This is a genomic window from Moorena producens 3L (assembly GCF_000211815.1).
In the GTDB taxonomy this organism is placed as follows: Bacteria; Cyanobacteriota; Cyanobacteriia; order Cyanobacteriales; family Coleofasciculaceae; genus Moorena; species Moorena producens.
In genome coordinates this window covers 1-21,605 of record NZ_GL890828.1, presented here as the reverse complement: position 1 = coordinate 21,605, position 21,605 = coordinate 1, and the positions used below count along the sequence as shown (strand labels likewise).

Annotated in this window: 20 protein-coding genes and 1 pseudogene; 12 read left to right on the top strand and 9 right to left on the bottom strand. The window is 44.2% G+C overall.

What is annotated here, in order from left to right:
- Positions 1–783: 783 nt before the first annotated feature.
- A pseudogene (locus tag LYNGBM3L_RS37860) lies at positions 784–1,272 on the bottom strand (ISAs1 family transposase); the annotation flags it as partial.
- 668 nt (positions 1,273–1,940) lie between these two features.
- Between LYNGBM3L_RS37860 and LYNGBM3L_RS39725 the strand changes: the two are divergent.
- Complete coding sequence (locus LYNGBM3L_RS39725) at positions 1,941–2,132, top strand: hypothetical protein (RefSeq protein ID WP_131827021.1); 192 nt, start codon at positions 1,941–1,943, stop codon at positions 2,130–2,132.
- A gap of 12 nt (positions 2,133–2,144) precedes the next feature.
- Here LYNGBM3L_RS39725 and crtH read toward each other — a convergent pair whose 3' ends face one another.
- On the bottom strand, positions 2,145–3,695 hold the full coding sequence (gene crtH / locus LYNGBM3L_RS04670) for a carotenoid isomerase (RefSeq protein WP_008179698.1): 1,551 nt from the start codon (positions 3,693–3,695) through the stop codon (positions 2,145–2,147).
- Between the two features lie 678 nt (positions 3,696–4,373).
- Here crtH and upp point away from each other — a divergent pair.
- The 3 genes from upp to LYNGBM3L_RS04655 all read left to right on the top strand — a co-directional run bounded on the left by upp (position 4,374) and on the right by LYNGBM3L_RS04655 (position 6,033).
- Positions 4,374–5,024 (top strand): uracil phosphoribosyltransferase, encoded by a 651-nt coding sequence (gene upp / locus LYNGBM3L_RS04665; RefSeq protein WP_008179696.1) that lies wholly within the window; start codon positions 4,374–4,376, stop codon positions 5,022–5,024.
- Positions 5,025–5,320: 296 nt separating this feature from the next.
- On the top strand, positions 5,321–5,656 hold the full coding sequence (locus LYNGBM3L_RS04660) for a ssl2009 family thylakoid membrane protein (RefSeq protein WP_008179694.1): 336 nt from the start codon (positions 5,321–5,323) through the stop codon (positions 5,654–5,656).
- Positions 5,657–5,784: 128 nt separating this feature from the next.
- Positions 5,785–6,033, top strand: coding sequence for a YggT family protein (locus LYNGBM3L_RS04655; RefSeq protein WP_008179693.1), 249 nt, complete (start codon positions 5,785–5,787; stop codon positions 6,031–6,033).
- 245 nt (positions 6,034–6,278) lie between these two features.
- Here LYNGBM3L_RS04655 and LYNGBM3L_RS04650 read toward each other — a convergent pair whose 3' ends face one another.
- Complete coding sequence (locus LYNGBM3L_RS04650) at positions 6,279–6,719, bottom strand: hypothetical protein (protein WP_044492286.1); 441 nt, start codon at positions 6,717–6,719, stop codon at positions 6,279–6,281.
- Positions 6,720–6,873: 154 nt separating this feature from the next.
- Complete coding sequence (locus tag LYNGBM3L_RS04645; RefSeq protein WP_008179691.1) at positions 6,874–8,154, bottom strand: urease accessory protein UreH domain-containing protein; 1,281 nt, start codon at positions 8,152–8,154, stop codon at positions 6,874–6,876.
- A gap of 139 nt (positions 8,155–8,293) precedes the next feature.
- Between LYNGBM3L_RS04645 and LYNGBM3L_RS04640 the strand changes: the two genes are divergently transcribed.
- Complete coding sequence (locus tag LYNGBM3L_RS04640; protein ID WP_008179689.1) at positions 8,294–8,869, top strand: hypothetical protein; 576 nt, start codon at positions 8,294–8,296, stop codon at positions 8,867–8,869.
- 89 nt (positions 8,870–8,958) lie between these two features.
- On the opposite strand, the gene LYNGBM3L_RS04635 is transcribed toward LYNGBM3L_RS04640, so the two are convergent.
- Positions 8,959–9,411, bottom strand: a complete 453-nt coding sequence (locus LYNGBM3L_RS04635) for a MerR family transcriptional regulator (protein ID WP_008179687.1) — start codon at positions 9,409–9,411, stop codon at positions 8,959–8,961.
- A 252-nt stretch (positions 9,412–9,663) separates the two neighbouring features.
- Here LYNGBM3L_RS04635 and map point away from each other — a divergent pair, with 252 nt between their 5' ends.
- A complete protein-coding gene (gene map / locus LYNGBM3L_RS04630) occupies positions 9,664–10,500 on the top strand; it encodes a type I methionyl aminopeptidase (protein ID WP_008179684.1) in 837 nt (278 codons plus the stop codon).
- 1,067 nt (positions 10,501–11,567) lie between these two features.
- Here map and LYNGBM3L_RS44890 read toward each other — a convergent pair.
- Positions 11,568–12,005 (bottom strand): hypothetical protein, encoded by a 438-nt coding sequence (locus tag LYNGBM3L_RS44890; RefSeq protein WP_044492276.1) that lies wholly within the window; start codon positions 12,003–12,005, stop codon positions 11,568–11,570.
- 975 nt (positions 12,006–12,980) lie between these two features.
- Between LYNGBM3L_RS44890 and LYNGBM3L_RS04620 the strand changes: the two genes are divergently transcribed.
- The 4 genes from LYNGBM3L_RS04620 (at position 12,981) to LYNGBM3L_RS34640 (ending at position 17,906) form a co-directional block, all read left to right on the top strand.
- Entirely contained in the window at positions 12,981–13,502 is a 522-nt protein-coding gene (locus tag LYNGBM3L_RS04620; RefSeq protein WP_008179683.1) for a photosystem I assembly protein Ycf3, read from the top strand.
- A gap of 387 nt (positions 13,503–13,889) precedes the next feature.
- Positions 13,890–14,180, top strand: a complete 291-nt coding sequence (gene gatC / locus LYNGBM3L_RS04615; RefSeq protein WP_008179681.1) for an Asp-tRNA(Asn)/Glu-tRNA(Gln) amidotransferase subunit GatC — start codon at positions 13,890–13,892, stop codon at positions 14,178–14,180.
- 511 nt (positions 14,181–14,691) lie between these two features.
- Positions 14,692–16,602, top strand: a complete 1,911-nt coding sequence (gene mnmG, locus LYNGBM3L_RS04610) for a tRNA uridine-5-carboxymethylaminomethyl(34) synthesis enzyme MnmG (protein WP_008179680.1) — start codon at positions 14,692–14,694, stop codon at positions 16,600–16,602.
- Between the two features lie 149 nt (positions 16,603–16,751).
- Entirely contained in the window at positions 16,752–17,906 is a 1,155-nt protein-coding gene (locus LYNGBM3L_RS34640) for a hypothetical protein (protein ID WP_008179677.1), read from the top strand.
- A gap of 283 nt (positions 17,907–18,189) precedes the next feature.
- On the opposite strand, the gene LYNGBM3L_RS39720 is transcribed toward LYNGBM3L_RS34640, so the two are convergent.
- On the bottom strand, positions 18,190–18,375 hold the full coding sequence (locus LYNGBM3L_RS39720; protein ID WP_131827022.1) for a hypothetical protein: 186 nt from the start codon (positions 18,373–18,375) through the stop codon (positions 18,190–18,192).
- A gap of 155 nt (positions 18,376–18,530) precedes the next feature.
- Between LYNGBM3L_RS39720 and LYNGBM3L_RS04600 the strand changes: the two genes are divergently transcribed.
- Positions 18,531–19,118 (top strand): TIGR04376 family protein, encoded by a 588-nt coding sequence (locus tag LYNGBM3L_RS04600; protein WP_008179675.1) that lies wholly within the window; start codon positions 18,531–18,533, stop codon positions 19,116–19,118.
- A gap of 186 nt (positions 19,119–19,304) precedes the next feature.
- On the opposite strand, the gene LYNGBM3L_RS39715 is transcribed toward LYNGBM3L_RS04600, so the two are convergent.
- Positions 19,305–19,661 (bottom strand): hypothetical protein, encoded by a 357-nt coding sequence (locus LYNGBM3L_RS39715; RefSeq protein ID WP_044492275.1) that lies wholly within the window; start codon positions 19,659–19,661, stop codon positions 19,305–19,307.
- Positions 19,662–19,756: 95 nt separating this feature from the next.
- Positions 19,757–20,767 (bottom strand): phosphoribulokinase, encoded by a 1,011-nt coding sequence (locus LYNGBM3L_RS04590; protein WP_008179669.1) that lies wholly within the window; start codon positions 20,765–20,767, stop codon positions 19,757–19,759.
- A 568-nt stretch (positions 20,768–21,335) separates the two neighbouring features.
- Here LYNGBM3L_RS04590 and cpcD point away from each other — a divergent pair.
- Positions 21,336–21,605 (top strand): rod-capping linker protein CpcD (cpcD, locus tag LYNGBM3L_RS04585; protein ID WP_008179667.1); only part of this gene is annotated, 270 nt, incomplete at its 3' end.

The window sequence follows — 21,605 nt, the reverse complement described above, 5'->3', positions numbered from 1 at the left end:
TCAAAAATAGATAGATTTCAAAAAAGTAGATCTCAAAAGAGTAAAATTTGCTCNCCGCAGCCCAAACAGTAAAATCAGATACTAAAATCAGCACCCCGGTTGTGCATAGACGGGGCTTCCAAACATCCCAAGATTTTCTGTGAATCAATTCCTGCCAGTCTGGAACTTTCTTCTATCTAGAGTGTGGCTAGTTGGGCAACAATAAACTGGGCGGAAGCGCACCTTAGGAATTGCTCGGTTTTTATAAATGATACTAATCATTAACAAATTATAGTTTTTCCGGACGAAACCTGATTACGTTGAGCCTTATTTACAAGATTTAACCCTTTTACTCATAGCCTGCCGACATTAAAGGCTCAACTGTCTTACGGTAACTTCAAACCAATTAGTTCTATCGATAGCTAAATAGATTTTTTGCTATGCACGTACATGTTTGATTTATCCATTCTCGAATAATTGGAAACCACAAATATTTGACCTCAAATACTTGCAAAGATAAAAATCTCTGTAGTTTTTTACGTCGTGAGTTAAATTGAATGGGTAAAGGGAGTGACTCTGCAATTTTTTTAATTTTGATATTTTTGGGGTCTTGTCTAATTCTTATTATAAGGTAAAAAAACAATAATTGAGATTTAGAAAGTAGATTTTTTAGATGTTTTTGATATAATTATGGTAGCATTTTCAATCTTATTGGTCGTATTGACAAGTTATGGCCTATCTTTTTTTACCATAATTCGCTCAATTTCAGATATATCAAGGGTTACAGGGCGCTTGTCGCCCCCCCAGGGCTTTTACTCCTTGATTACGGTCATAAGAACCTCTGAGACTTTTCCCATCTATAGGAACAATCTATCCAGCAATCGAACCGAGCATACTTTGAAGCCATTTAGCCAAACATTGTTCTAAAGCATCGGGATGAATTCTTTTCTCCTTCGGAGACGCTGCGCGAACAAAAACTCGTCGAAAAGTATCATCACTGGGGATACCATTGGGTAAGTCTAAGAATTATTCTAACCATTGTTGTTTGGCAATCCCATAATTTTCCATGTCCTCCCAGCCCTCTGCACCTCCAATGACGGCTAAAATAGCGATTACTAAAATATCTTTTAGGAGGTGTTTTTGAGTTCTTTGGACTCTAGGCTCTTCGATATATTCGACATAACTTAATAAGTTAGATTCGATAGCATTGATGGAGTTTAACTGTTGGCTTTTTACTTGTTTACATTCAAAGTTTATTTGGGTTTTTAATTGAGAAACAAAACCCTTAATCATTTGCTATTTATCCGTTTTTAAACTCAGATTAAAACTTGATTATAGTTTGACTTTAATTTTTGGTCTAGGAGGATACTTGAATAGTTTTGTAAAGTACATTTTATACAAAATTATATGAGCTTACCCTGAGGTAATAGGGTGCATCTCATATTTGTAAATCTATAACTAAAAGAAGTGTGGGGAGGGTGGTAAGTGTGGGGAGGGTGGCAGGGCTGTTTCATTCTAAATTGCAATATTTTATGCATTTACGAGGATACGTCTTTTCAGCCTTCGATAATTCCGGTTAGTGATGGCTGAAAGACTGTAAACTCGTTACCTAGATCCAGAATGAAATAACCCTGGGAGGGTGGGGAGATGGGGGAGATTTTTATTAAAGGTAATTGTCATAAAATGATATTAGCTTTCTATTGCCGAAGAGTGTTTTTGCACAAGTGAGATGCACCCAGGGAATAGGGAAACAGAAGGAGGTTTGGGAACTGTGGCGAGTGTGATCTGATTGGCGTTTGAATACTTATAGCCCTTTGCAGATAAGTTAATTATGAAAATGGGACAAAAAAGATAAATTCCACTTCTTAATTGGCAATAATAAATAACTTAGATTGGATGCCAATTGCTCTATTCCCTGTTCCGGTGAACCGCTGTTCCCTGTTCTATAAAAAACCATAAATATGTACTTAACAAAGTCGCAAACCGCTATATTTTATAGCGATTCTCATATTAATGACGTACACAGGATTTTTTCCCTATTGCCTATTGCTAGCTTGCCTATTGCTAGCTTGCCTGTTCCCTATTGCCTATTGCTAGCTTGCCTATTGCTAGCTTGCCTGTTCCCTATTGCCTATTCCCCCGCTGTTCCCTAAGAAGCATTCTACCTAGAATCCCAAATCCACAGCAATACGGTGAGCACAAGCAAATCCCGAAAACGCTACTGCATTTAAACCTTGCCCCGGAAAGGTGCTATCCCCAACACAATAAAGCCCTGGAATCGCAGTCCGATTAAACGGCATTCCCAACAATCCCATTAATTTGCGGCGGGGAATTGGCCCATAGGTTCCATCCATACGGTTCAAAAATCGTCGATGACTGCGTGGTGTTCCCACCTCCATGTAATCCAATCCAGCATCTAAGCCAGGAAAAATCCTCTCCAGTCGCTCAATTAAGCCTCCAGCTGCCTCTTCCTTCTTATGTTCGTACTGACGAGGGGATAACCCTTGCCAATCTTCCATCCAGCTCGGGGTAAAGGTGTGGAAAACATGATAGCCTTCTGGCGCTAAATTGGGATCAAGCAAGGTAGGAATCGAAACAAAAATAGTCCCCTCCGCATCCTCCATATTTTCCCAGTCTTCTAGGACAATATGGTGACACTCTGTACCAGGTGGTAAAACATCTGCCTTTACCCCTAAATGTAAACTCAAGAAACCCGGTGATTTCTGATAACGCTGTTGCCATTTCCGCTCAACTCTTGGCATTTGGTCAGCTGGCAGCAATTTCTCAAATGTATCCCAACGGGTAGCATTGGAAACAATTCGTTTTGCTCGATACTCTTTACCATTGACTAGCTGGACACCCACTGCCTTGCCCTTTTCCAGCAGAATTTTCCCCACTCGAGCTTTATAAAGAATCTGACCTCCAGCTTTCTCCAATCCCTCCACTAGTTTTTGGGCGATTTTTCCTACACCTCCTACCGGATAATTAATCCCACCGTAATGTCGGTCAGAAAACACCATACCAGCATTAATCATCGGTGTTTTGTCAGCAGGTACCACAGACCAGCAATAACATTCCATGTCTATAAATTTCAGCAACTCAAGGTCGCTAATATACTTACGAGCAATGTCTCCCACATTTTGGGGTAGGTACTTCACTAAACCCAAACAAGCCAAGGGATGCTGGAAAAATACTCTGGTCAAATAGCCAAGTTCTTCCAAGGACAGTAAGTCCATCGCATTCAGGCAATTAAAGACCTTCCAGCATTCATCGTAAAATTTGCGAATCCCTTGGCGTTGGTCAGGGAAGTGAGCAGTAAGTTCTTGCAAAAAATTATCATACTCTCGATGGACTTTTAGCTCTAGACCACCAGGGAGATGATAGTGAATCTGTACTGGATCTGGAATTGTTTCCAGACTGACATTGACAGCCTCAAGGGCTCGGGTAAGTAGATTGGTTGTCCCCTTGGTGCCAAACCCAAAAATCATTGATGCTCCCACATCAAAGCGATACCCCTCTCGCTCGAAGTAACCCGAACTACCACCAGGAATGATATAGCTTTCTAGCACCAGCACACTCGCTCCCTTTGCTGCCAACTGAGTTGCGGTTACTAGCCCCCCAATACCAGAGCCAATCACAATAGTATCAAATACCGATTGATTGGAAATGGTATGGGATTGATTGCTTGATGGGCAAGGTTGGGATCCAGCAGTCATGGAATTAGCAATTTAAATAGATTAACTGATGGATCTGAGTTTAGCGTTTCTTGTTGAGATAGGAGTTCATTACCAATGCAAAAAAAAAAGTGGGCACCAGCCTGCTGCTGCGTACCGGTCCCACCCGCCTATCCTTAATGAGAGGAGAACACTTATTACTACTATAAGCTTGTTGATAAAAAATGTCAACATTTAGGGAGCCATTTTCCCGAAAAGGGGAGTGTCGGGAGTGTCGGGAGTGTTAGGTAACCATCCACCGGGGAGGCTAACAAGCAGCCTTGTTAGCCTTACTGGGTGTGGGCGAACCTGTAAGGAAAACTTTTTGGGAACTAAGGCAATCATTACACCAGGGTCCCCCGCCCCAGCCCACACCCGGTGACCCCCTCAGATGTATATCTGAGCTGACGGGGTTTTTTTGCTTGTAATTGACGACTTAACAGTATTATTGGCATAGTTACAAGGATCAGCAAACCCTTTGAGTGCTGTCTCTATTTTGACAACTTGTATAGGGTTTGCTTGAATCAAGCAAACACTCCTTAATACTGTGTTCATCAATGTAAAACTTGAAACTATCATCAACTAGATTAAGACTTGTGGTTATTCCGAAAAACCCTACTGCCCAATTCCTCTAACACTACCTAATTTGTTTATCACTAATTCTTATAGTTACTAGCTGTTATGACTCTCCAACTACGTGTCTATGTTCCACCCCATCCCCTAGTTAAGCACTGGCTAGGGGTTGCCCGTGATGCCTCGACACCACCTCCATTGTTCAAAAGCGCTATGACCGAGTTGGGACGCTGGTTGACCTATGAAGCAATGCGGGATTGGTTGCCGAATGAAGAACTAACAGTGCAAACTCCCCTAGCTCCGTGCAAGGTAACTATGGTGAATCCAGAAGTACCCATAGTAGTTGTGCCAATTTTGCGGGCTGGACTAGCGCTCTTAGATGGAGCCCAAACTTTGCTGCCCTTGGCATCGGTTTATCACCTTGGTCTGGTCAGAAATGAGGAAACCTTACAAGCCAATTTTTACCTGAACACCTTACCCAATCAGTTTGACCCAAATACACGAGTCCTAGTTCTCGACCCGATGCTGGCTACTGGTGGCACAATGATGTTGGCAATGTCAGAACTTAAAAAACGAGGCGCAACACCAGATTTAACACGGATTATTAGCGTGGTAGCAGCACCACCAGCCTTACAAAAGTTGGGGGCAGATTATCCTAGTTTGACCATCTACACTGGCATGATTGATGAGGAAGTCAATGGTAAGGGATATATAGTACCAGGCTTGGGTGATGCAGGCGATCGCGCTTTTGGAACTTGACCGAAACCGCGACAAGCCCCTATTACCCTGACAGACTTAGACAGCAAATCCAATTGATAGTAGAGGTGTTGCCTGGAACACCTCTACCTAGACTTCCTGATCATGGTTCCAAGGTTCACATTCCCGGTTCGCTCACCAGACCGGGCTTTCAAAGCTTTGTCTAAAACGCTTCCGATACGATATTATGAATTAAGGGCTGGTAGCAAACCCCTTGTCTAATCAGCAAGATCCTCTCAAACTTGATGGGTTAATCTGGATAAAAGCTGCATTTTTCAAATCAAGGGCAACAGAGCAACATGAGTCAGCAAGATGGTTTTGCAAGTGGATTCCTGACTGGAGCAGTAGTCGGGGGATTGATAGGTGGATTAATCGGCGCTTTGGTTACTGCTGGTAAAAGTAATCAAAAGGATGAGGAAGATCGGTCTATGTTAAATTCTGAGCGCTCAGACCCTAAGGCAATTAGGGCTAGAAAGCGCGAACTAAAGGCAGAAGCAAGCATTGAAGCGGCACGTCAGAGTTTGGAAGACAAAATTGCCCAGCTCAATTCAGCCATTGACGATGTACGTCAACAAGTCAGCACAGTGAAAGGTACAGCTGAGGCAAATACACATGAACGGGTGCTTGAGCCATGAAATAATTCTGTTTTAGGCATTTTAAAGCTGTACTGCATTGGTCTTCAGGCACAGGGTGATCTAAATCCGTTAAACTTAACATCAAGGCATAACACTCATACAAACTTACTAAGAAAGCTTATAAATCTATGGCTACAGAACTGCTCACCAGCACTCTCCAGAGCTTTATCCAAATCTATCTAGTTCTATTAATTGTCCGAATTCTGTTAACTTGGTTTCAAACAATGGATTGGGCGAATCAGGTCGCTTCTGTCTTAAGTCCAATTACTGACCCTTACCTGAATATTTTCCGTTCCTTCATTCCACCCCTTGGAGGTATAGATTTTTCCCCCATAGTGGCGATTTTTCTTCTACAAATTGTAGCTGGGCTGTTTTAGCATAGCCGTGATCAACAGCTGTAATCAGAATAGTAAGTTCTAATCCTTGTTCACAGTATCAAATTAGCGTGCTCTAAATTTAGCTTATCTAGAATAGGTAAAGGATAAATGGGAAAACGATGCATAGGTGCGACCCGTGGCGAATTAAATTACGGGTCAGGCGCACCTAAGCCGTCTTGGTGAGGTGACCTTACCAAGATGGCGCTGCATCAAGACAGGGGCGACAGCACTTAATCCTGAACCAGTCAACGACCAATTCTGTTCCTAAAACCGGATGCCTTAAAACCCTTAAGGATCAGAGGCGTTTTTACATTAGCAGGAACCGTAACCTGGATTTCAAAATCACTGGTTCCTGGTTCCACTTCATCAATTAACCCCACGCGACCCCGATTTGGGAAGGTATTATTGCCATTGGCATCCAAGATACGACCAAAAACATCAGCATCAAACACCTTTCTGCCAGTGGGATTCTTGGCTTTACCCTTGATAACATAGCAACTAGCCTGCCTAGCCGACCCCCCACCACTGATCACCCTGCCTTTCCCAATTTCTAAGGGACACTCCTGGGAAGACAAGTTGGAGAGTTTAATGCGGATCACAGCCAACGCAGGGGGAGCAAATGCCGAGCTGATCACCCAAATCAGACAAGCTACAGCAGTAGCAGTTAACCAATTTCGCAATCCCATAAAGCCCACCAAAAATTTACCGATTATAGCTACTTTACACCTAAATTGCATAGGGTTTAGCTTGAAGCAGAGAAAATATTGTTAACTATAGGTAATACTGAATAGCTAACACTGAAGTGGATGGGTCAAAAGCTCAGTGTAAAATCAGTAACCATTACCAAGATTTGGGGGGAAGGTAGAACTTTTCTAGGGATAACCCTGACCAAACAATACGCGATCGCACTAGCAAAACTCCTAAGGTAATTATTCCCAAACTGACAGCTCTGAGATGGTTGTTTCCAGTCAAAGCTAACTGTCCCAGGTAGCTCGAACCAATCATCACGGCATGAATTGCAGCTAGGACTAAAGCAGGGATACTCAATAAATGAATCCGTCGCCAAAGCTTGCCCAAACCCTTCTGTAAGTGGTCAAAACTCGTGAGAGCCGCTGGGGTAATCAACACGAGGGCTAAAATTCCTGCTAACAGACCCCACTTATGCTGCGGTAGCATAAACCCCATAGCATCTAACTTCCAGTTCAAGGCATGGTCTAGCCTAAAAAATGTATGAGCGATCGCCAACACAAATGCCCCCACTCCTAAAGCCCGACGATAGCGTAACAGCCCAGCCCACAAACGACTAATCGGACGAGCAATCAAAGCTAACATCAGTAACAGCAGCGCCCCATGACCGGTGTAATCCACCATAGCATCGGTACGGAGAAGGGTTAAAATACCAATCGTGAGGGTAACCCAGCCTCCTAGGCGAAACAGCTGGCTGCGCTTGCTAACACTGAGTCTAGATGCAGATACACCCACTCCTAGCATCATGGGCATCGTTCCCAGTCCAAAGGCCAGCATCGTTGCTGCTCCCCACCAAAGATTACCCATTTCCGCTGCTTTAATCTGAGCAGCATACAGGAATCCACAAGGCATCAAACCCCAGACTCCTCCTAAAAGGGCTGGTGTCCACCACTGAGATTCCCCAGACAATTTAGTCATCGCGACCGTCAGCCGTTGATGCCCAATCCCTTTAGATAGGGGGTGTAATAGGGGCAGACGGGGAATCCAATCGGGTTTAAGCTGCACACAGCCAAACCAAATAAGCATTAAACCAGTCAGAATTGCCATGGCTTGGCGCAATCCACTGCCAATCCCAGCCAACTGACCACTAGCAATCAAGACCGAACCCATACCCCCAAGTGCAGCTCCGACAAGAGCATAACTAATTGTTCGTCCTAGGTTAAGGAGACTATGAAAACCCAGCTGATGGAGCCACTTTGGAGACTTTTCCTGCTGCTGAGATAGGGAAAACGCCACTGTCAGAGGTCCACACATTGCCACACAGTGACCAAAACTGCCCAGAAACCCTAGGGTCATGACCAGCAGCAAATCTAAAACCATTCCGTGCTTATGTTCCTTAGCTATAAGACTATGGTAAATATTATCATCAGCCATTCATCCTTATTGTGAACTTATAGCAATTTATAATCAAAAGATTCATGTGTGATCTTCGATATCCTCTGTATCTCCGGCATTTTCTGGTTAGGAGCTAAGAGCATCTTTGAAGAAATCTTAGCATTAAGAGTTAACCCCCATGACCATTCAACTGCGATCCCACATTTCCTCTACTGAAAACTCAGCACTCAGAACTGAGCAGTATTTTCCGATAATTTCTCACAACATTAAAACCTCTGCCGATGTCGGTGCTACCTTCCACATTGAACCCAATCACAATCCTCGCGCTAGAGAACCTGCTCTAGCATGGTTTGCCCTTACTCGCCAAGGGGGACAACTCATTCCCCTAGAGCAATGTGACTGTCAATTAGTGGTTTATTCTAAATCCTCATCAGACCAAGGGAATTCCCCTATCCTTGAGCCACAGCTCAAAGCTATATCAGCTGAAAAATACCTTGGTATTCCTGGAGCTGATCTAGTCTTTCCTAAAGCGGGAGTCTATGAGTTAGTCTTAAGCGGTACTCCTAAATCAGGAGCTAGTTTTAAGCCATTTGAGATCAAGTACGACGTTACAGTCACTCCTGGGAAAAAACTGCGACTGTGCCAAGTCCTACCACTGAACCTGAATTTAACCAGCACTCAGAATCCTTTTCAGAATCCTTCGAGGATACTGCACCATCAGAGCCTCAATTATTACAGTGGTGGTTGCCCATAGGGATTTTTGCCTTACTCATCCTAGGTATCGGCAGTTTGTTGTTATGGAAAAATGCAACAGGAAAAAGATAAATATAACCCGACTCTCGACTAGCCAATGGCCGAAAAACTACCACCGATAAAGTGAATATCACTAAAGGTTTCGATCCACAGACGAGCACCACAATCAAGAGGGTGATCCGGTTGATACACAATCCGACACGGACCAAGAATTTCTACCTGGTTGCCGTATAGATTGTTGCCGCTTCGTTTTACAGAAATCACTGGCTGACGCTCTTCGGGACGTTTAGTGTTGTTGCTACCAATGCGATTGCGATTGACATTGATCTTAGCTAGAGCCGGAGGACGACTTTTACGCCACTTGCCCTTTGGGCCACGGCTGGCCTTGATGATTTGGGGTAAATGGTTGAACAGAGGAATAATCCAGAATTTGCCGCTTTTATAGGCACCCCGGACGCGACCGTCTTGGAGGAGTTGTCTCAATCGTCTAGAAGATATTCCTAACAGAGATGCTGCTTCAGTAGTACAAACGGACTTATTCATCAGTTAACTCTAAACTTGATTTTATAAACTATTCCGATATCAGTATTATAAATCAAATCGACCATTAATATCAAGTTGTGGTTAACTGGAATGGCTCTTTGTTGAAAGAGGGGATTTATCCTATTCTTAGTGAAGTGTTGGGATCCATCTTGCTAGGAATTTTTACTCAATAGAGCTAGGAACCGAAAATAGAAAGAAAATCGAAAGATATAATAATTCTTTAATAATTCTTAATTAACTAATAATTATCAAATGAACATTCTAAGTAACCTGCTTTCAGGAGTCACTAATCCCTCTAATCCCTCCCGTCCCAAGAAAAAACGCCGACGGATTGAAATCAAATCTGAGCGTGAAATTGAGATCATGCGGCAGGCGGCAACTATTGTGGCAACAGTACTCAAAGAAATTTCTGAAATGGTTGAGCCAGGAATGAGCACAGCGGATTTAGATACCTATGCCGAAAAGCGGATCCGTCAGATGGGAGCAACCCCAAGTTTCAAAGGCTACTACGGCTTTCCTGGGTCGATCTGCAGCTGCCTTAATCACGAAGTAGTTCATGGTATTCCTAGTGCCAAGAAAGTAATTTGCAGTGGTGATGTGTTGAAAGTTGATACAGGTGCCTACTATCAGGGATTTCACGGAGACTCATGTATTACTATTCCGATTGAAGAGGTCAAACCAGAAGTGAGTCAATTAATTCGGGTGGCAAATGAAACCCTCTACAAGGGCATCGAACAAGTGAAAGCAGGGAAATACTTGTTAGACATTGCTGGTGCGATTGAAGACCATGCCCAAACTTATGGCTATAGTATCGTGGAGGATTATACGGGTCATGGTGTGGGGCGAAATTTACACGAAGACCCCTCAGTGTTCAACTTCCGCACCCGGGAATTGCCGAATGTCAAGCTGCGTGCTGGGATGACTTTGGCGATTGAGCCAATTTTGAATGCTGGTACTAAGTTCACACGCACCCTATCTGACCGTTGGACAGTCGTTACGGTCGATAATTCTCTATCCGCTCAGTTTGAACATACTGTTTTGGTAACAACTGATGGCTACGAAATCTTGACTGACCGTACCAAGGTCTAACTATAGCGTTACTTATGAACTAGTGAAAGACTTGCTGGCACATGGAACTTATCAGTGGGTAGTCGGTATGCGTGAATAGAGGAGCATCTCCTACTCCAGGGGAAATGGTCTAGGTGTACCATTTTCTCCCAAGCCATAGCTATTGCTTACCAGATTAGCTTCCGGCAAAAGAAGCCCCACAACGAACATGCGCAGCATGAGTGTTTAAAGTTACCGTAAGATAGTGGAGCTTTTATGGTTAGTCGGTTATGCGTAAAAGAGGTGCGACCCGTGGCGAATTTAATTCGCCTACGGAAAGCGCACCTTTGGTTAAATCTTTTGTAATAAAGCGACCCTATCTAAGGTTTCGTCTCCAGGGATGAATTTTGCACAGAGTCTTTCACTTTAGACCAATCGATGTGTTATACTGGAAATACTGACTTTCAAAGCCGTTCGCGTAGCGTGGCCAAAGGCCATAAATGCTGGGAAGTTGGTCAAACATTATTAAACAAAAGACCAAGAAAACAGAGCGGCAGCGATGCAGCGCGGTCTTGGGGGTTTCCCCCATGAGCGACTGCATCAAGAGAGGGCAGTCCGTTCTTAAAGCCCAGCGCCTCCTAAGCAATAGCTGGATTGGCGCTTGTTGCCCACACTGAACTCAAAGAGTCAGTGTGGGAGCTGTCACGTATGATATATTGGGTTGGGACTAATTCTAAAAACTACCAAATTTCTGGCTGTTAACAGCTGGGATACTTGATCGCAAGTAAGCGCGAAGTTTTAAAACCCAGTCTCGTCAGAGCTGGGATTAAAAACGATTAACGCGCTAATTTATTTGGCACTCAGTCTTTTCTGAGCAATCATCATCACCCAATCAATGTAGCCTTATAATAAGGAAGTTTCCTCTAGGCGGTCAGACCATAAACATCGGAACCGCACTCAGAAAGGTAAATGGGTGAAAAACACTCTTAGACGGTGCTTCTAGTAACTAGTGACATAGATCGCAATTGATCTACTGCTAAAAAACTCCCAATGAGATCTCAGGGGTGTTGATCAGGTTGCATCTAATTTCTTTCTTCTTAGTTACTTAACTATTCTCCGGAACTATGACCAATAAAATAGTCGAAAAAATTGCCGGAATATCTCTGGTAAATATTAGCTTTGATAGGGATTCGACAACTGTTCCAAAAGAAAACCCCCAAACCGTTGAGCCTAGGGGTAATTATCAGGGTGCATCTACCATTTATTTCTTCTGATTGATGGGATTGATATCCGGAAGGATTACTAGTAAATGGATCACAAAACCCACGGGAGAAATTTGCTCTTAGCCAACAGCCAGTTGAGGAGCTGATGGCAACATCTACAGGTGCGACCCGTGGCGAATTTAATTCGGCAACGGAAAGCGCACCTAAAAAAAAATCCCCCGAACCGTGAGCTTCAGGGGTAATTATTAGGGTGCATCTACCATTTATTTCTTCTGATTGATCGGATTGATATCCGGAAGGATTACTAGTAAATTGACTAGTCAATCAATCACAAAACCCAGGGGAGAAATTTGCTCTTAGCCAACAGCCAGCTGAGGCGGTGATGGCAACATCTACAGGTGCGACCCGTGGCGAATTTAATTCGCCAACGGCAAGCGCACCTACCAAAAAAAAATCCCCCGAACCGTGAGCTTCAGGGGTAATTATCAGGGTGCATCTACCATTTCTTTCTTCTGAGTGATGTTACTGAAATCCGGAAGCTAAGGTATGGCTAAAGATTCTATATGATTGCTAAACCTAGAGAGGACTTTACTTTTAGCTGACAGCCAAGTTATGGTCTATGGCAGCATCTACCAAAGAAAACCCCCGAACCGTGAGCTTCGGGGGTAATTATTAGGGTGCATCTACCATTTCTTTCTTCTGAGTTACTTCTCCACTATCCGGAAGGTTTAGCAGGGGATGATTGACGACTAGCGGCAAGACCGTTCCTCGAAAGTTGTATTAATTATCAATAGACCCCTAGAGAAAACCCCGGAAACTGGAGCTCCGGGGATAATTATCAGGGTTCATCTACCATGCTTTTATTCTAAGTGATTTTACTGATATTTTAACACATATTTTTATTGACATATATAAATAGATGTGTTAATGAAGTTCTATAACAGTAAGTCAGTTGACGCTCTAGGTATAGCAGAAGTCAGAAGTCACAAGTCACAAGTCACAAGTCACAAGTCACAAGTCAGAAGTCAAACTCTTGCGCTTACTTAGGTTTGAGACTTTTGTCATGTCCTAACTGCCCTGGCGACTGCTATAACACAGCCATGACTTGAGCTATAGCACTACGCGCTATATCAGCTTATTGAGGGGTGTTCAAGGTAAATCATGTACTTGCGGCAGTTAGCCCAATCAATGCTTAAGTTTTCCTGGATTGTTGAGCTGAGTGCTGAGAGGTTAATAGCTAAATGCTGACATGACGAGATAGGATGATCTACAAGGTGAAGACTATAAACCCACGCAACTATGCCACGCACTCAACGCAACGATAACTTTATTGATAAAACCTTTACGGTGATGGCAGACATCCTGTTAAAGATTCTGCCTACCAATAAGCAAGCCAAGGAAGCTTTTGTCTATTACCGAGATGGTATGTCAGCTCAAGCGGATGGGGAATATGCTGAAGCTATGGATAATTACAAAAAAGCGTTGGAACTGGAGGAAGACCCCAACGACCGCAGCTTTATTATCTACAACATGGGGCTGATTCAAGCGAGTAATGGTGAGCATGAGCGTGCTTTAGAACTCTATCATCAGGCTCTTGATATCAACCCCCGTATGCCTCAGGCCCTTAATAATGTAGCCGTAATTTACCATTATCAAGGTGAACAGTTGAAGGAAGCTGGAGACAGTGAGGCGGCAGAAGCTTTGTATGACAAAGCGGCTGATTATTGGAAACGAGCTATTCGCCTTGCTCCTAATAACTACATTGAAGCCCAAAATTGGCTGAAAACTACAGGTCGTTCTACGATGGATGTTTACTTTTAGCGGCTAGCTTCTAGTTAATAAATTTGATAGTCTGTAAGCTATCAGCTATCAGCGTGTCGCGTATCAGCTATCAGCTAATGCTCTAAGCACAGGCTAAGTGGAAAGCTTTTGAATAAAACAGATGAGCATTCGTTTAATCTTTGTTATCTCTACTGCCAGGGATTCATAGTCTTTGGCTGATGGGCAAATCCCCAGACTTTGAATTATCATTAATCTCGAACTATTAAATTATCCCGTTTGCTCAATGCCCATGCTACGGGAACTAGCTTTATTTTAAACATGATAGCTGACAGCTGACCGCACCTCAAGTAGCACCATCTGTAGCGCATATGCTTACGATAGTCTTTATAGTTTTTGATTTCGGCTAAGCCTTTTTATAACCAAATTATGATAGACCGCGAACAAGTCCAAAAAGTTGCCAATCTTGCTCGTTTAGAACTGAAAGCAGAGGAAGAGGAGAAATTGGCAGCTCAGATGAGTAGTATTTTCGAATATTTTCAACAGCTGAGTGAATTAGATACTGAGGATGTGCCGCCGACTACACGGGCGATTGATATTAGCAATGTGACTCGACTGGATACTCTCAAACCCTATACTGACAGGGATTGTATGTTCAGGGAAGCTCCTGAGCAGGATGGTGATTTCTTCAGAGTGCCAAAAATTATCACTGAAGGGTAAGCTATCAGCGTGTCGCGTATCAGCGTGTCGCGTATTAGCTATCAGTTATCAGCTATCAGCTAATGCGCTACGCGCACGCTACGCGAACAGCTTATGTGCTATGGGCACGATTATTGAGGAGGAAACCTTTAATAATAAAATAGCTAAGTATTCGTTTAATCTGAGTTAAGTCACAGCGTCGTTCGCACAGCGTGGCCAAACGCGCACGCGTGGCCGTTCGCGTAGCGTGGCCAAAAGGCCAAAAGGCCAAGGCCAAAGCCTGTGCCACAAAGCTTTTCGCTACGCTGGGTTGATTTTAAGCTGACCGCTGACCGCTGACCGCTGAATGCTTACACTGAATGCTAACTGGGCGTGAAAGGGTTTGTTGTTCACGGTTGAGGGTTGACGATTGAAGGCTAGTAGACAGTAAACTATCAAACCAAACCCTTAATTTTTAAATTAAACTATAAAAAATGAACCATTTTATGGTAAAGAATTCCTCAGCTTTGATTTCTGATCCTTCCTTAGACCCATGCATTCCCAAGTAGATTTCCAAGATGCCTTTGATGTGATTGTAGTTGGCGCGGGACACGCTGGTTGTGAAGCCGCCCTAGCTTCAGCACGGTTGGGCTGTCGTACTATCCTACTTACCCTCAACCTAGACAAAATTGCTTGGCAACCCTGTAACCCAGCAGTGGGAGCACCGGCCAAGTCTCAACTCACCCATGAGGTAGATGCTTTGGGTGGAGAAATTGGCAAAATGGCTGACCGTACCTACCTGCAAAAGCGGGTACTGAACTGTTCACGGGGACCAGCGGTTTGGGCTTTGCGAGCGCAGACGGATAAGCGAGAATATGCGGCTGTGATGAAGGAGATTGTAGAAAATCAAGAAAACTTGACTCTCCGGGAAGCCATGGTCACGGATTTGGTGCTAGGGGCTAATGATCAGGTGATAGGTGTTCAGACTTACTTCGGTGTGGCTTTCCAAGCATCGGCAGTAATCTTGACAACTGGGACTTTCCTGGGTGGACGGATCTGGGTGGGAAACAAGTCCATGTCAGCAGGACGGGCTGGGGAATTTGCGGCAATTGGGTTGACTGAAACCCTTAACCGCTTAGGCTTTGAAACGGGACGACTCAAGACGGGAACCCCCGCACGGGTAGATAAGCGCTCCGTAGATTACAGCAACTTGGAACCTCAACCAGGGGATGAGGAGGTGCGCTGGTTTAGCTTTGACCCAGATGTGTGGGTCGAACGAGAGCAGATGTATTGCTATCTGACCCGTACGACTTCTGAGACTCACCGGTTGATTCGGGACAATCTTCATCTATCCCCAATCTATGGAGGCTGGGTGGAGGCTAAAGGACCCCGTTCCTGCCCTAGTATTGAAGATAAAATTGTGCGCTTTGCTGATAAGGAAAGCCACCAGATTTTTATTGAACCAGAAGGACGAGATATTCCAGAACTCTATATCCAGGGATTTTCTACTGGATTACCAGAGAATTTGCAGTTGCAGCTATTGCAAACTCTTCCGGGATTAGAAAATTGCGCTATGCTCCGTCCTGCTTATGCGGTTGAGTATGATTATTTACCAGCGACTCAGTGTTATCCAACACTGATGACTAAAAAAATTGAGGGATTGTTCTGCGCTGGACAAATTAATGGTACCACTGGCTACGAAGAAGCAGCAGCTCAGGGGATTGTAGCGGGAATTAATGCAGTGCGCTATGTAGGCCATCAGGAAATGGTGGTGTTTCCTAGGGAAGAAAGCTATATCGGCACGTTAATTGACGATTTGTGTACCAAAGACCTGCGGGAACCTTACCGAATGCTGACTAGCCGTTCGGAGTATCGGTTACTATTGCGGTCCGATAACGCTGACCGCCGTATGACTCCTTTAGGACGGAAACTGGGTTTGATTGATGACCGTAGGTGGCAGCTGTATCAACAAAAACAGGGAAACATCACCACAGAAAAAGCCCGACTCCAGTCGGTACGGATTAAGGAACATGATCCAATCGGAATTGCGATCGCATCCGATACCCAGCAAAAGATCAAAAACTCGATTACCTTAGCTGAGTTACTACGTCGTCCTGGTTTCCACTATGTCAATCTAGACCAATATGGACTCGGTGACCCTAACCTGAATCAGTCGGAACGGGAAGGAGCAGAAATTGATCTAAAATATGATGGTTATCTTAAGCGTCAGCAAAAGCAAATTGACCAAGTTTCTCGGCAAGCTAATCGGCAGTTACCACCAGATTTGGATTATGCTGCTATTGAAACTCTATCCAAGGAGTCTCGTGAAAAGCTTAGCCAGGTCAAACCTATGACTATTGGTCAGGCATCCAGAGTTGGCGGGGTTAATCCAGCAGATATCAATGCCTTGCTGGTATATCTAGAGGTGCGGGAACGAAAGTTCACTGCTGTTGTGGCTCCCTAATTTCAGGTTCGTTATTGCTCCCTGGTTGATCACCAGACGGGATATCCAACCATGGGAGGATTTTTCCCATAGAAAAGTCTAGTTTTGGGTCTCGGAAGATAATCTTCTGAAAGATATAGTCATAGTCATAGTAACGAGAGATACCATCGATGTCTCAGGATGTGATTACCAAAGAAAAATCAACAGAGCGGTTGAACCCTCCCCTTCCCATTCAGCCATGGTCGGTAGATGCTGAAGCCGATAGGTTAATGGATGATTTATTTGGGGATCTGTACCAAATGATTGAGAACGGCTGCGAGTTGCCGACAGAACCCCCTGAGCCAGACTATGTCTCCTTGGAACCGATAGCAATCCCGAAAATTCCCATACCAGGGGCAATCATTCCGTTTCTGGAATCCCCACTCCCCTCAACACAGGAGTTAGCCGAAACCACCTCAAGTGAGTTGCAAACGACAACGGCAGATACTAACTCTAGTACTGTCGCCGATCACTCTGGTCAGTTTTTAGACAAGCTCCTATGGGCTTTAGCCTTACTGTCCCTATCAGCAATCACAATGATGTGGCTGACTAGCCAGGGAAAGCTAACTTGGTCATGGTTGAACAACTTAGTGGCTTTGGGATCAGTTCAACAAGGCAAAGTCTCAGAACCTGATGCCCAGTTTATTAACTATATGTTGCGATCGCTAGAAGTGATTGACCGCAAAGCAAAAGCTATCAAAAAGCCTGTGATCGCCCAATCATTACCAAACCCCACGCCTCCCAATCGTCCGGTAGCTCATAATTCAGCACCAACTGCACCACCAACTGCTGTCAAAGAACGTGTCTTAGAACGAGTTTATTACATCCCGATTGAAAAGGTTCCAACCCCTGATCCTGCCATAGCATCCTCAGCGCCATCAGCGCCAGTTAAACCATCCCCTCCTACCACCCCTAAAATTACACCTAAACCATCACCAATCCCGAAACCACCGTCAAATGCTGTTCTAGAACCACCACCACCAACTATTCTAGAATTACCGCCACCACCAATCCCAGACCCCCTGCCCACCGCTACTCTTGACCGACTCCCTCCGCCCCCACCTCCCCCACCCTCATCACCTGCCATCAAACATACCTTGGTGGGATTACTGGAGCTAGGAGAACAATCTGCTGCTTTGTTTAAAATTGATGGTGTTACCCAACGGGTTAAGCTGGGGGAAGCAATTGCTAATAGCGGTTGGACTCTAGTCTCTGTAGATAATCAGGAAGCAGTGATTCGACGCAATGGTGAAGTTCGTTCAATTTACGTTGGACAACATTTTTAGTTATGTAAGATCATGACTGTAATAAATCACCATATCGAATTTAAAAAACAAATTCTAACGCTCTAAGGAAATTAACAACAGGATGGCTCGGTTGCCAATTGCCAATGGTATTTTATAGTCGATTATATTATGTATGCGTACGCGTAGCGTGGCCAAAGGCCAATCGCGTACCCGATTTGTGCGATCGCGATCGCACAAATCCCAATGCCCAATTTTAAATTAACTATTCATAACTAACTATAGTTATAGCAGTCGCCAGGGCAGTTAGGAGATGACAAAATTCTCACACCCTTTGTAAGCGCAAGAGTTTGACTTCTGACATCTGACATCTGACATCTGACATCTGACATCTGACATCTGACATCTGACATCTGACATCTGACATCTGACTTCTGACATCTGACTTCTGACTTCTGACATCTGACTTCTGACATCTGACATCTGACTTCTGACATCTGACTTCTGACATCTGACTTCTGACTTCTGACTTCTGACTTCTGACTTCTGACTTCTGACTTCTGACTTCTGCTATACCATTCCTGTAGCTATTTCAGATAAGCTGAGATATGTTGATATAACAGAGTTAAAAATATATGATCTAATAGGATATAGGATAGTGGTGCAGTGGGACTATTTGAAGACCTGAATCGATTTCTAGAAAGTCGTCTAGAAGAATTTCTCCGCAACAATCCTCATCTAGAGTTACAGGCACTAGAGGAGCAGTTGCGCGAGCAAGAAAAAGACACACTGCGGCTAATTATTGACTTACAGCAACAGGAAAAGCGGTTGCAAGACCAAATTCTCGCCGTTGCCAAAGACATTCAACGTTGGCATGAGCGTATTGACAAGGCGAAGTCCCACAACAGATTTGATTGGGCTAAAGCAGCTCAAGAGCGAGAAGCAGCTCTGTTACGTCAAGGCAATCAGCTTTGGGGCCAGATGGAAGGGGTTAAACAGCGAATTACGAAAGCCAAGGAACTCCAAGAACAGATTAAAAACCATCGCGCTGAAGTGCAGGCTAAAGCTAGAGATACAGCAGCAGCTCGCGCAAGTTCTCAGCCTAAGCAGAACTCCCAGACATTTGCCTGGAATCAGACTACCAACAGTAACCAATACAATATCCCTTCTGGTGTAGACCCTTTAGAGCAACAGTTTAAAAGCTGGGAAATGGATGAAGAGTTGGAGCAAATGAAGCGGAATATGAACGGTTGATCTAAGCTATCAGCTATCAGCTATCAGCTATCAGCTATCAGCTATCAGCTATCAGCTATCAGCTTTTGAATCAAAGAGGTAAGCATTCGTTTCATCTGAGTTATTTCACAGGCTAGAAGCCTGATCCACAAAGCTGATCGCTTAGGGTGAGACAAAGCCCAACGGCTGAAAGATGACATGAATTCTTCATCCATCTTTTTTTTCAAAAGGACGATTAATAATAAAAGAAATTGATTTTTGTGGGAGAGGCAAGGTAGGAAATAAGGACTGCTTTGTAGCGTTTAATTTAGCAGTATTGGCAATGTCTTGGTCTTGGCTGCCTTGGCTTGGATTGGCATCAGATGAATCAGATGGGAAGGAAGGCTGGCGAAAAATCCAGCCTGGATGCTTGCCATAGTTAGAAGCGATCGCTAATAAGGCTCCTGCTAAGATAAACACCGGTAGTGGTAGAGTTACGTGTCTAACCCACTGGTAGATTTCCACCATAACAAAAAACACCAAAACACTGGCTATCCAAATTCTTATAACTCTATCCGATACCATGCCAATCTTATGCTCTGATTCGGTTTGTTCCGTCTGAGGAAGCTGATGGAATTGGAGTCACGCAAACATTTATCCATCAGCTCCTGTAGACCATACTACACCTTGGCTGCTACTTTGGCTTCACCAGATACTAAGCTTTCATAAGTTGACCGCATCTTCAGACCAACGAGAACCTGGAACAACCCAGAACCGTTGTTAGAGCCAGGATAATCGGTGTGCTTGAGCAATAACTCGGTCATCTCTCCATAGTACTTGGTTGAGGTCTTGCTGAGGTGACTTTCGATGTAAATCATCTCCTCTAGGTTATCGAACTGACCATCTACCTCTAGTACAGAGACTTCGTTACCCATGTAGCTGTCTGGCCCATAGTACATTTTCAGACCAGGATAAGCACAGGTTAGCTTGCGACCACAAGGTCTCCAGTCGATGGTTGACCCTTCATCAAACAGATAAACTGGGTCGAAGTTTTCCACCCCTTCCTTCTGAAGTAGGCGCACCCGCAGTAGATTGCTTTCCTTAGCTGCCTCTCCCTGAAGCAGCTGTGTGGGAAAGATTTGAATGACCACATCAGCGTATTGCTTCTGGACTTCAATGTAAGCTTCAAAGTCTGGACGTCTAGCTTCAATCGACGCTAGGATATCCTCATAACGGTGGCCCCGTTCTGCCATGTCCCGCTGGATTTTCCATTGGATTTTGACTTCATCGCTAATGTCTAGGTAAACGCCGAAGTCAACCAGCTCACGCACCCGCTCATCATAAAGAGGGTGCAGACCTTCAATGACTATGACTTTATTTGGCTCAACCCGTTCTGGTGGATCAATTTCACCGGTCTCATGGTTGTAAATAGGTTTGTCTATGCCCCGACCTTCTTTTAGCGCTTTGATTTGCTCATACATCAAGTCAAAGTTATTTGCTTTAGGATTAAGGGCAGTAACCCTTTTTTCTTTGCGCTGTTTGCGATCCAGACTGTGATAGTCATCCAGACAAATCACCGTCATGAACTCCTGGCCAAATAGGTCGGTCAAACGCTTCAGAAACGTTGATTTCCCGCATCCTGAGTCTCCAGCAACTCCTATAACTACCACCCTCTCCAGATCTGTGGTCATATCTTCCCTCTAACGTAAAACATATTCTCAAATCAGTTTTCAGTAAGCCAAAGCCCAAGCCTGGGAGCAATCTGACACACGCTTATAGTGGTGCTTGATAACATGCCACCATAAATCCACTCGCTTAAGTACTAACCACTAGGGAAGACCAAAGCCAAGCTCTGCTTAAGTATTTACTACTAGCTGCTCATAGTGGATTCTACCAAAACCAGATTGCTTATACAAGGCTGATTGTCAGTAGCATTACCTCGCTTAGTACTTATGCTAAGGTTTGTTGGGCATTTTTTAAAGAAAAAATTAAACTGACTCAGGATTTACAGTTTTTGAGTTACTGATCATGTAACTTGAGAGTAGTGCCTACCAGTGCCTCTACACTAATTCTCTCCCTGATAAACCAAAAACATTACTGGGCATAGCTTTACAATGTTACGCTAATAAGGCATTATTCGGGGTTATTACTAGCTAGCCGCTCACCCATCGACCGTGAGTCTGTTTGTGGTGCCAAGGCAAGTCTTAGCAATACATAGTTAGCAATACATAGTCAGTTTGGTTTGGAGCAATAGAAGCAATGTACAGTCCTAGCGAGTCTACTAATTCCAGCACTGTTACAGAATTTGGTAGTCGCACTTACCTTTATGAGGTAGTCGGTCTTCGTCAAAATGGACCGATTCGTCAGAGTGGCACAGTTTTGTTGACGGTGCCCTATAACCGCATGAAGCAGGAAATGCAGCGTATTGCTCGCATGGGAGGGAAGATTGTAAGCATTAAACCTTTATCCAGTAGTGCCGCTAATGGGTCAGTGGCTCAAACACAACCTACCCAGTCAGAAAACACAACT

What these genes read in the sequence shown, in the direction of transcription:
- LYNGBM3L_RS04635 (WP_008179687.1), bottom strand. Translation starts at nt 9,411, where the DNA reads ATGAATAAGTCCGTTTGTACTACTGAAGCAGCATCTCTGTTAGGAATA.
- map (WP_008179684.1), top strand. Translation starts at nt 9,664, where the DNA reads ATGAACATTCTAAGTAACCTGCTTTCAGGAGTCACTAATCCCTCTAAT.
- LYNGBM3L_RS04645 (WP_008179691.1), bottom strand. Translation starts at nt 8,154, where the DNA reads ATGGCTGATGATAATATTTACCATAGTCTTATAGCTAAGGAACATAAG.
- gatC (WP_008179681.1), top strand. Translation starts at nt 13,890, where the DNA reads ATGATAGACCGCGAACAAGTCCAAAAAGTTGCCAATCTTGCTCGTTTA.
- LYNGBM3L_RS39715 (WP_044492275.1), bottom strand. Translation starts at nt 19,661, where the DNA reads ATGGTATCGGATAGAGTTATAAGAATTTGGATAGCCAGTGTTTTGGTG.
- LYNGBM3L_RS04620 (WP_008179683.1), top strand. Translation starts at nt 12,981, where the DNA reads ATGCCACGCACTCAACGCAACGATAACTTTATTGATAAAACCTTTACG.
- LYNGBM3L_RS04590 (WP_008179669.1), bottom strand. Translation starts at nt 20,767, where the DNA reads ATGACCACAGATCTGGAGAGGGTGGTAGTTATAGGAGTTGCTGGAGAC.
- LYNGBM3L_RS04640 (WP_008179689.1), top strand. Translation starts at nt 8,294, where the DNA reads ATGACCATTCAACTGCGATCCCACATTTCCTCTACTGAAAACTCAGCA.
- crtH (WP_008179698.1), bottom strand. Translation starts at nt 3,695, where the DNA reads ATGACTGCTGGATCCCAACCTTGCCCATCAAGCAATCAATCCCATACC.
- LYNGBM3L_RS04655 (WP_008179693.1), top strand. Translation starts at nt 5,785, where the DNA reads ATGGCTACAGAACTGCTCACCAGCACTCTCCAGAGCTTTATCCAAATC.
- mnmG (WP_008179680.1), top strand. Translation starts at nt 14,692, where the DNA reads ATGCATTCCCAAGTAGATTTCCAAGATGCCTTTGATGTGATTGTAGTT.
- LYNGBM3L_RS04650 (WP_044492286.1), bottom strand. Translation starts at nt 6,719, where the DNA reads ATGGGATTGCGAAATTGGTTAACTGCTACTGCTGTAGCTTGTCTGATT.
- upp (WP_008179696.1), top strand. Translation starts at nt 4,374, where the DNA reads ATGACTCTCCAACTACGTGTCTATGTTCCACCCCATCCCCTAGTTAAG.
- LYNGBM3L_RS04660 (WP_008179694.1), top strand. Translation starts at nt 5,321, where the DNA reads ATGAGTCAGCAAGATGGTTTTGCAAGTGGATTCCTGACTGGAGCAGTA.
- LYNGBM3L_RS39725 (WP_131827021.1), top strand. Translation starts at nt 1,941, where the DNA reads ATGTACTTAACAAAGTCGCAAACCGCTATATTTTATAGCGATTCTCAT.
- LYNGBM3L_RS39720 (WP_131827022.1), bottom strand. Translation starts at nt 18,375, where the DNA reads ATGTCAGAAGTCAGATGTCAGAAGTCAGATGTCAGATGTCAGAAGTCA.
- LYNGBM3L_RS34640 (WP_008179677.1), top strand. Translation starts at nt 16,752, where the DNA reads ATGTCTCAGGATGTGATTACCAAAGAAAAATCAACAGAGCGGTTGAAC.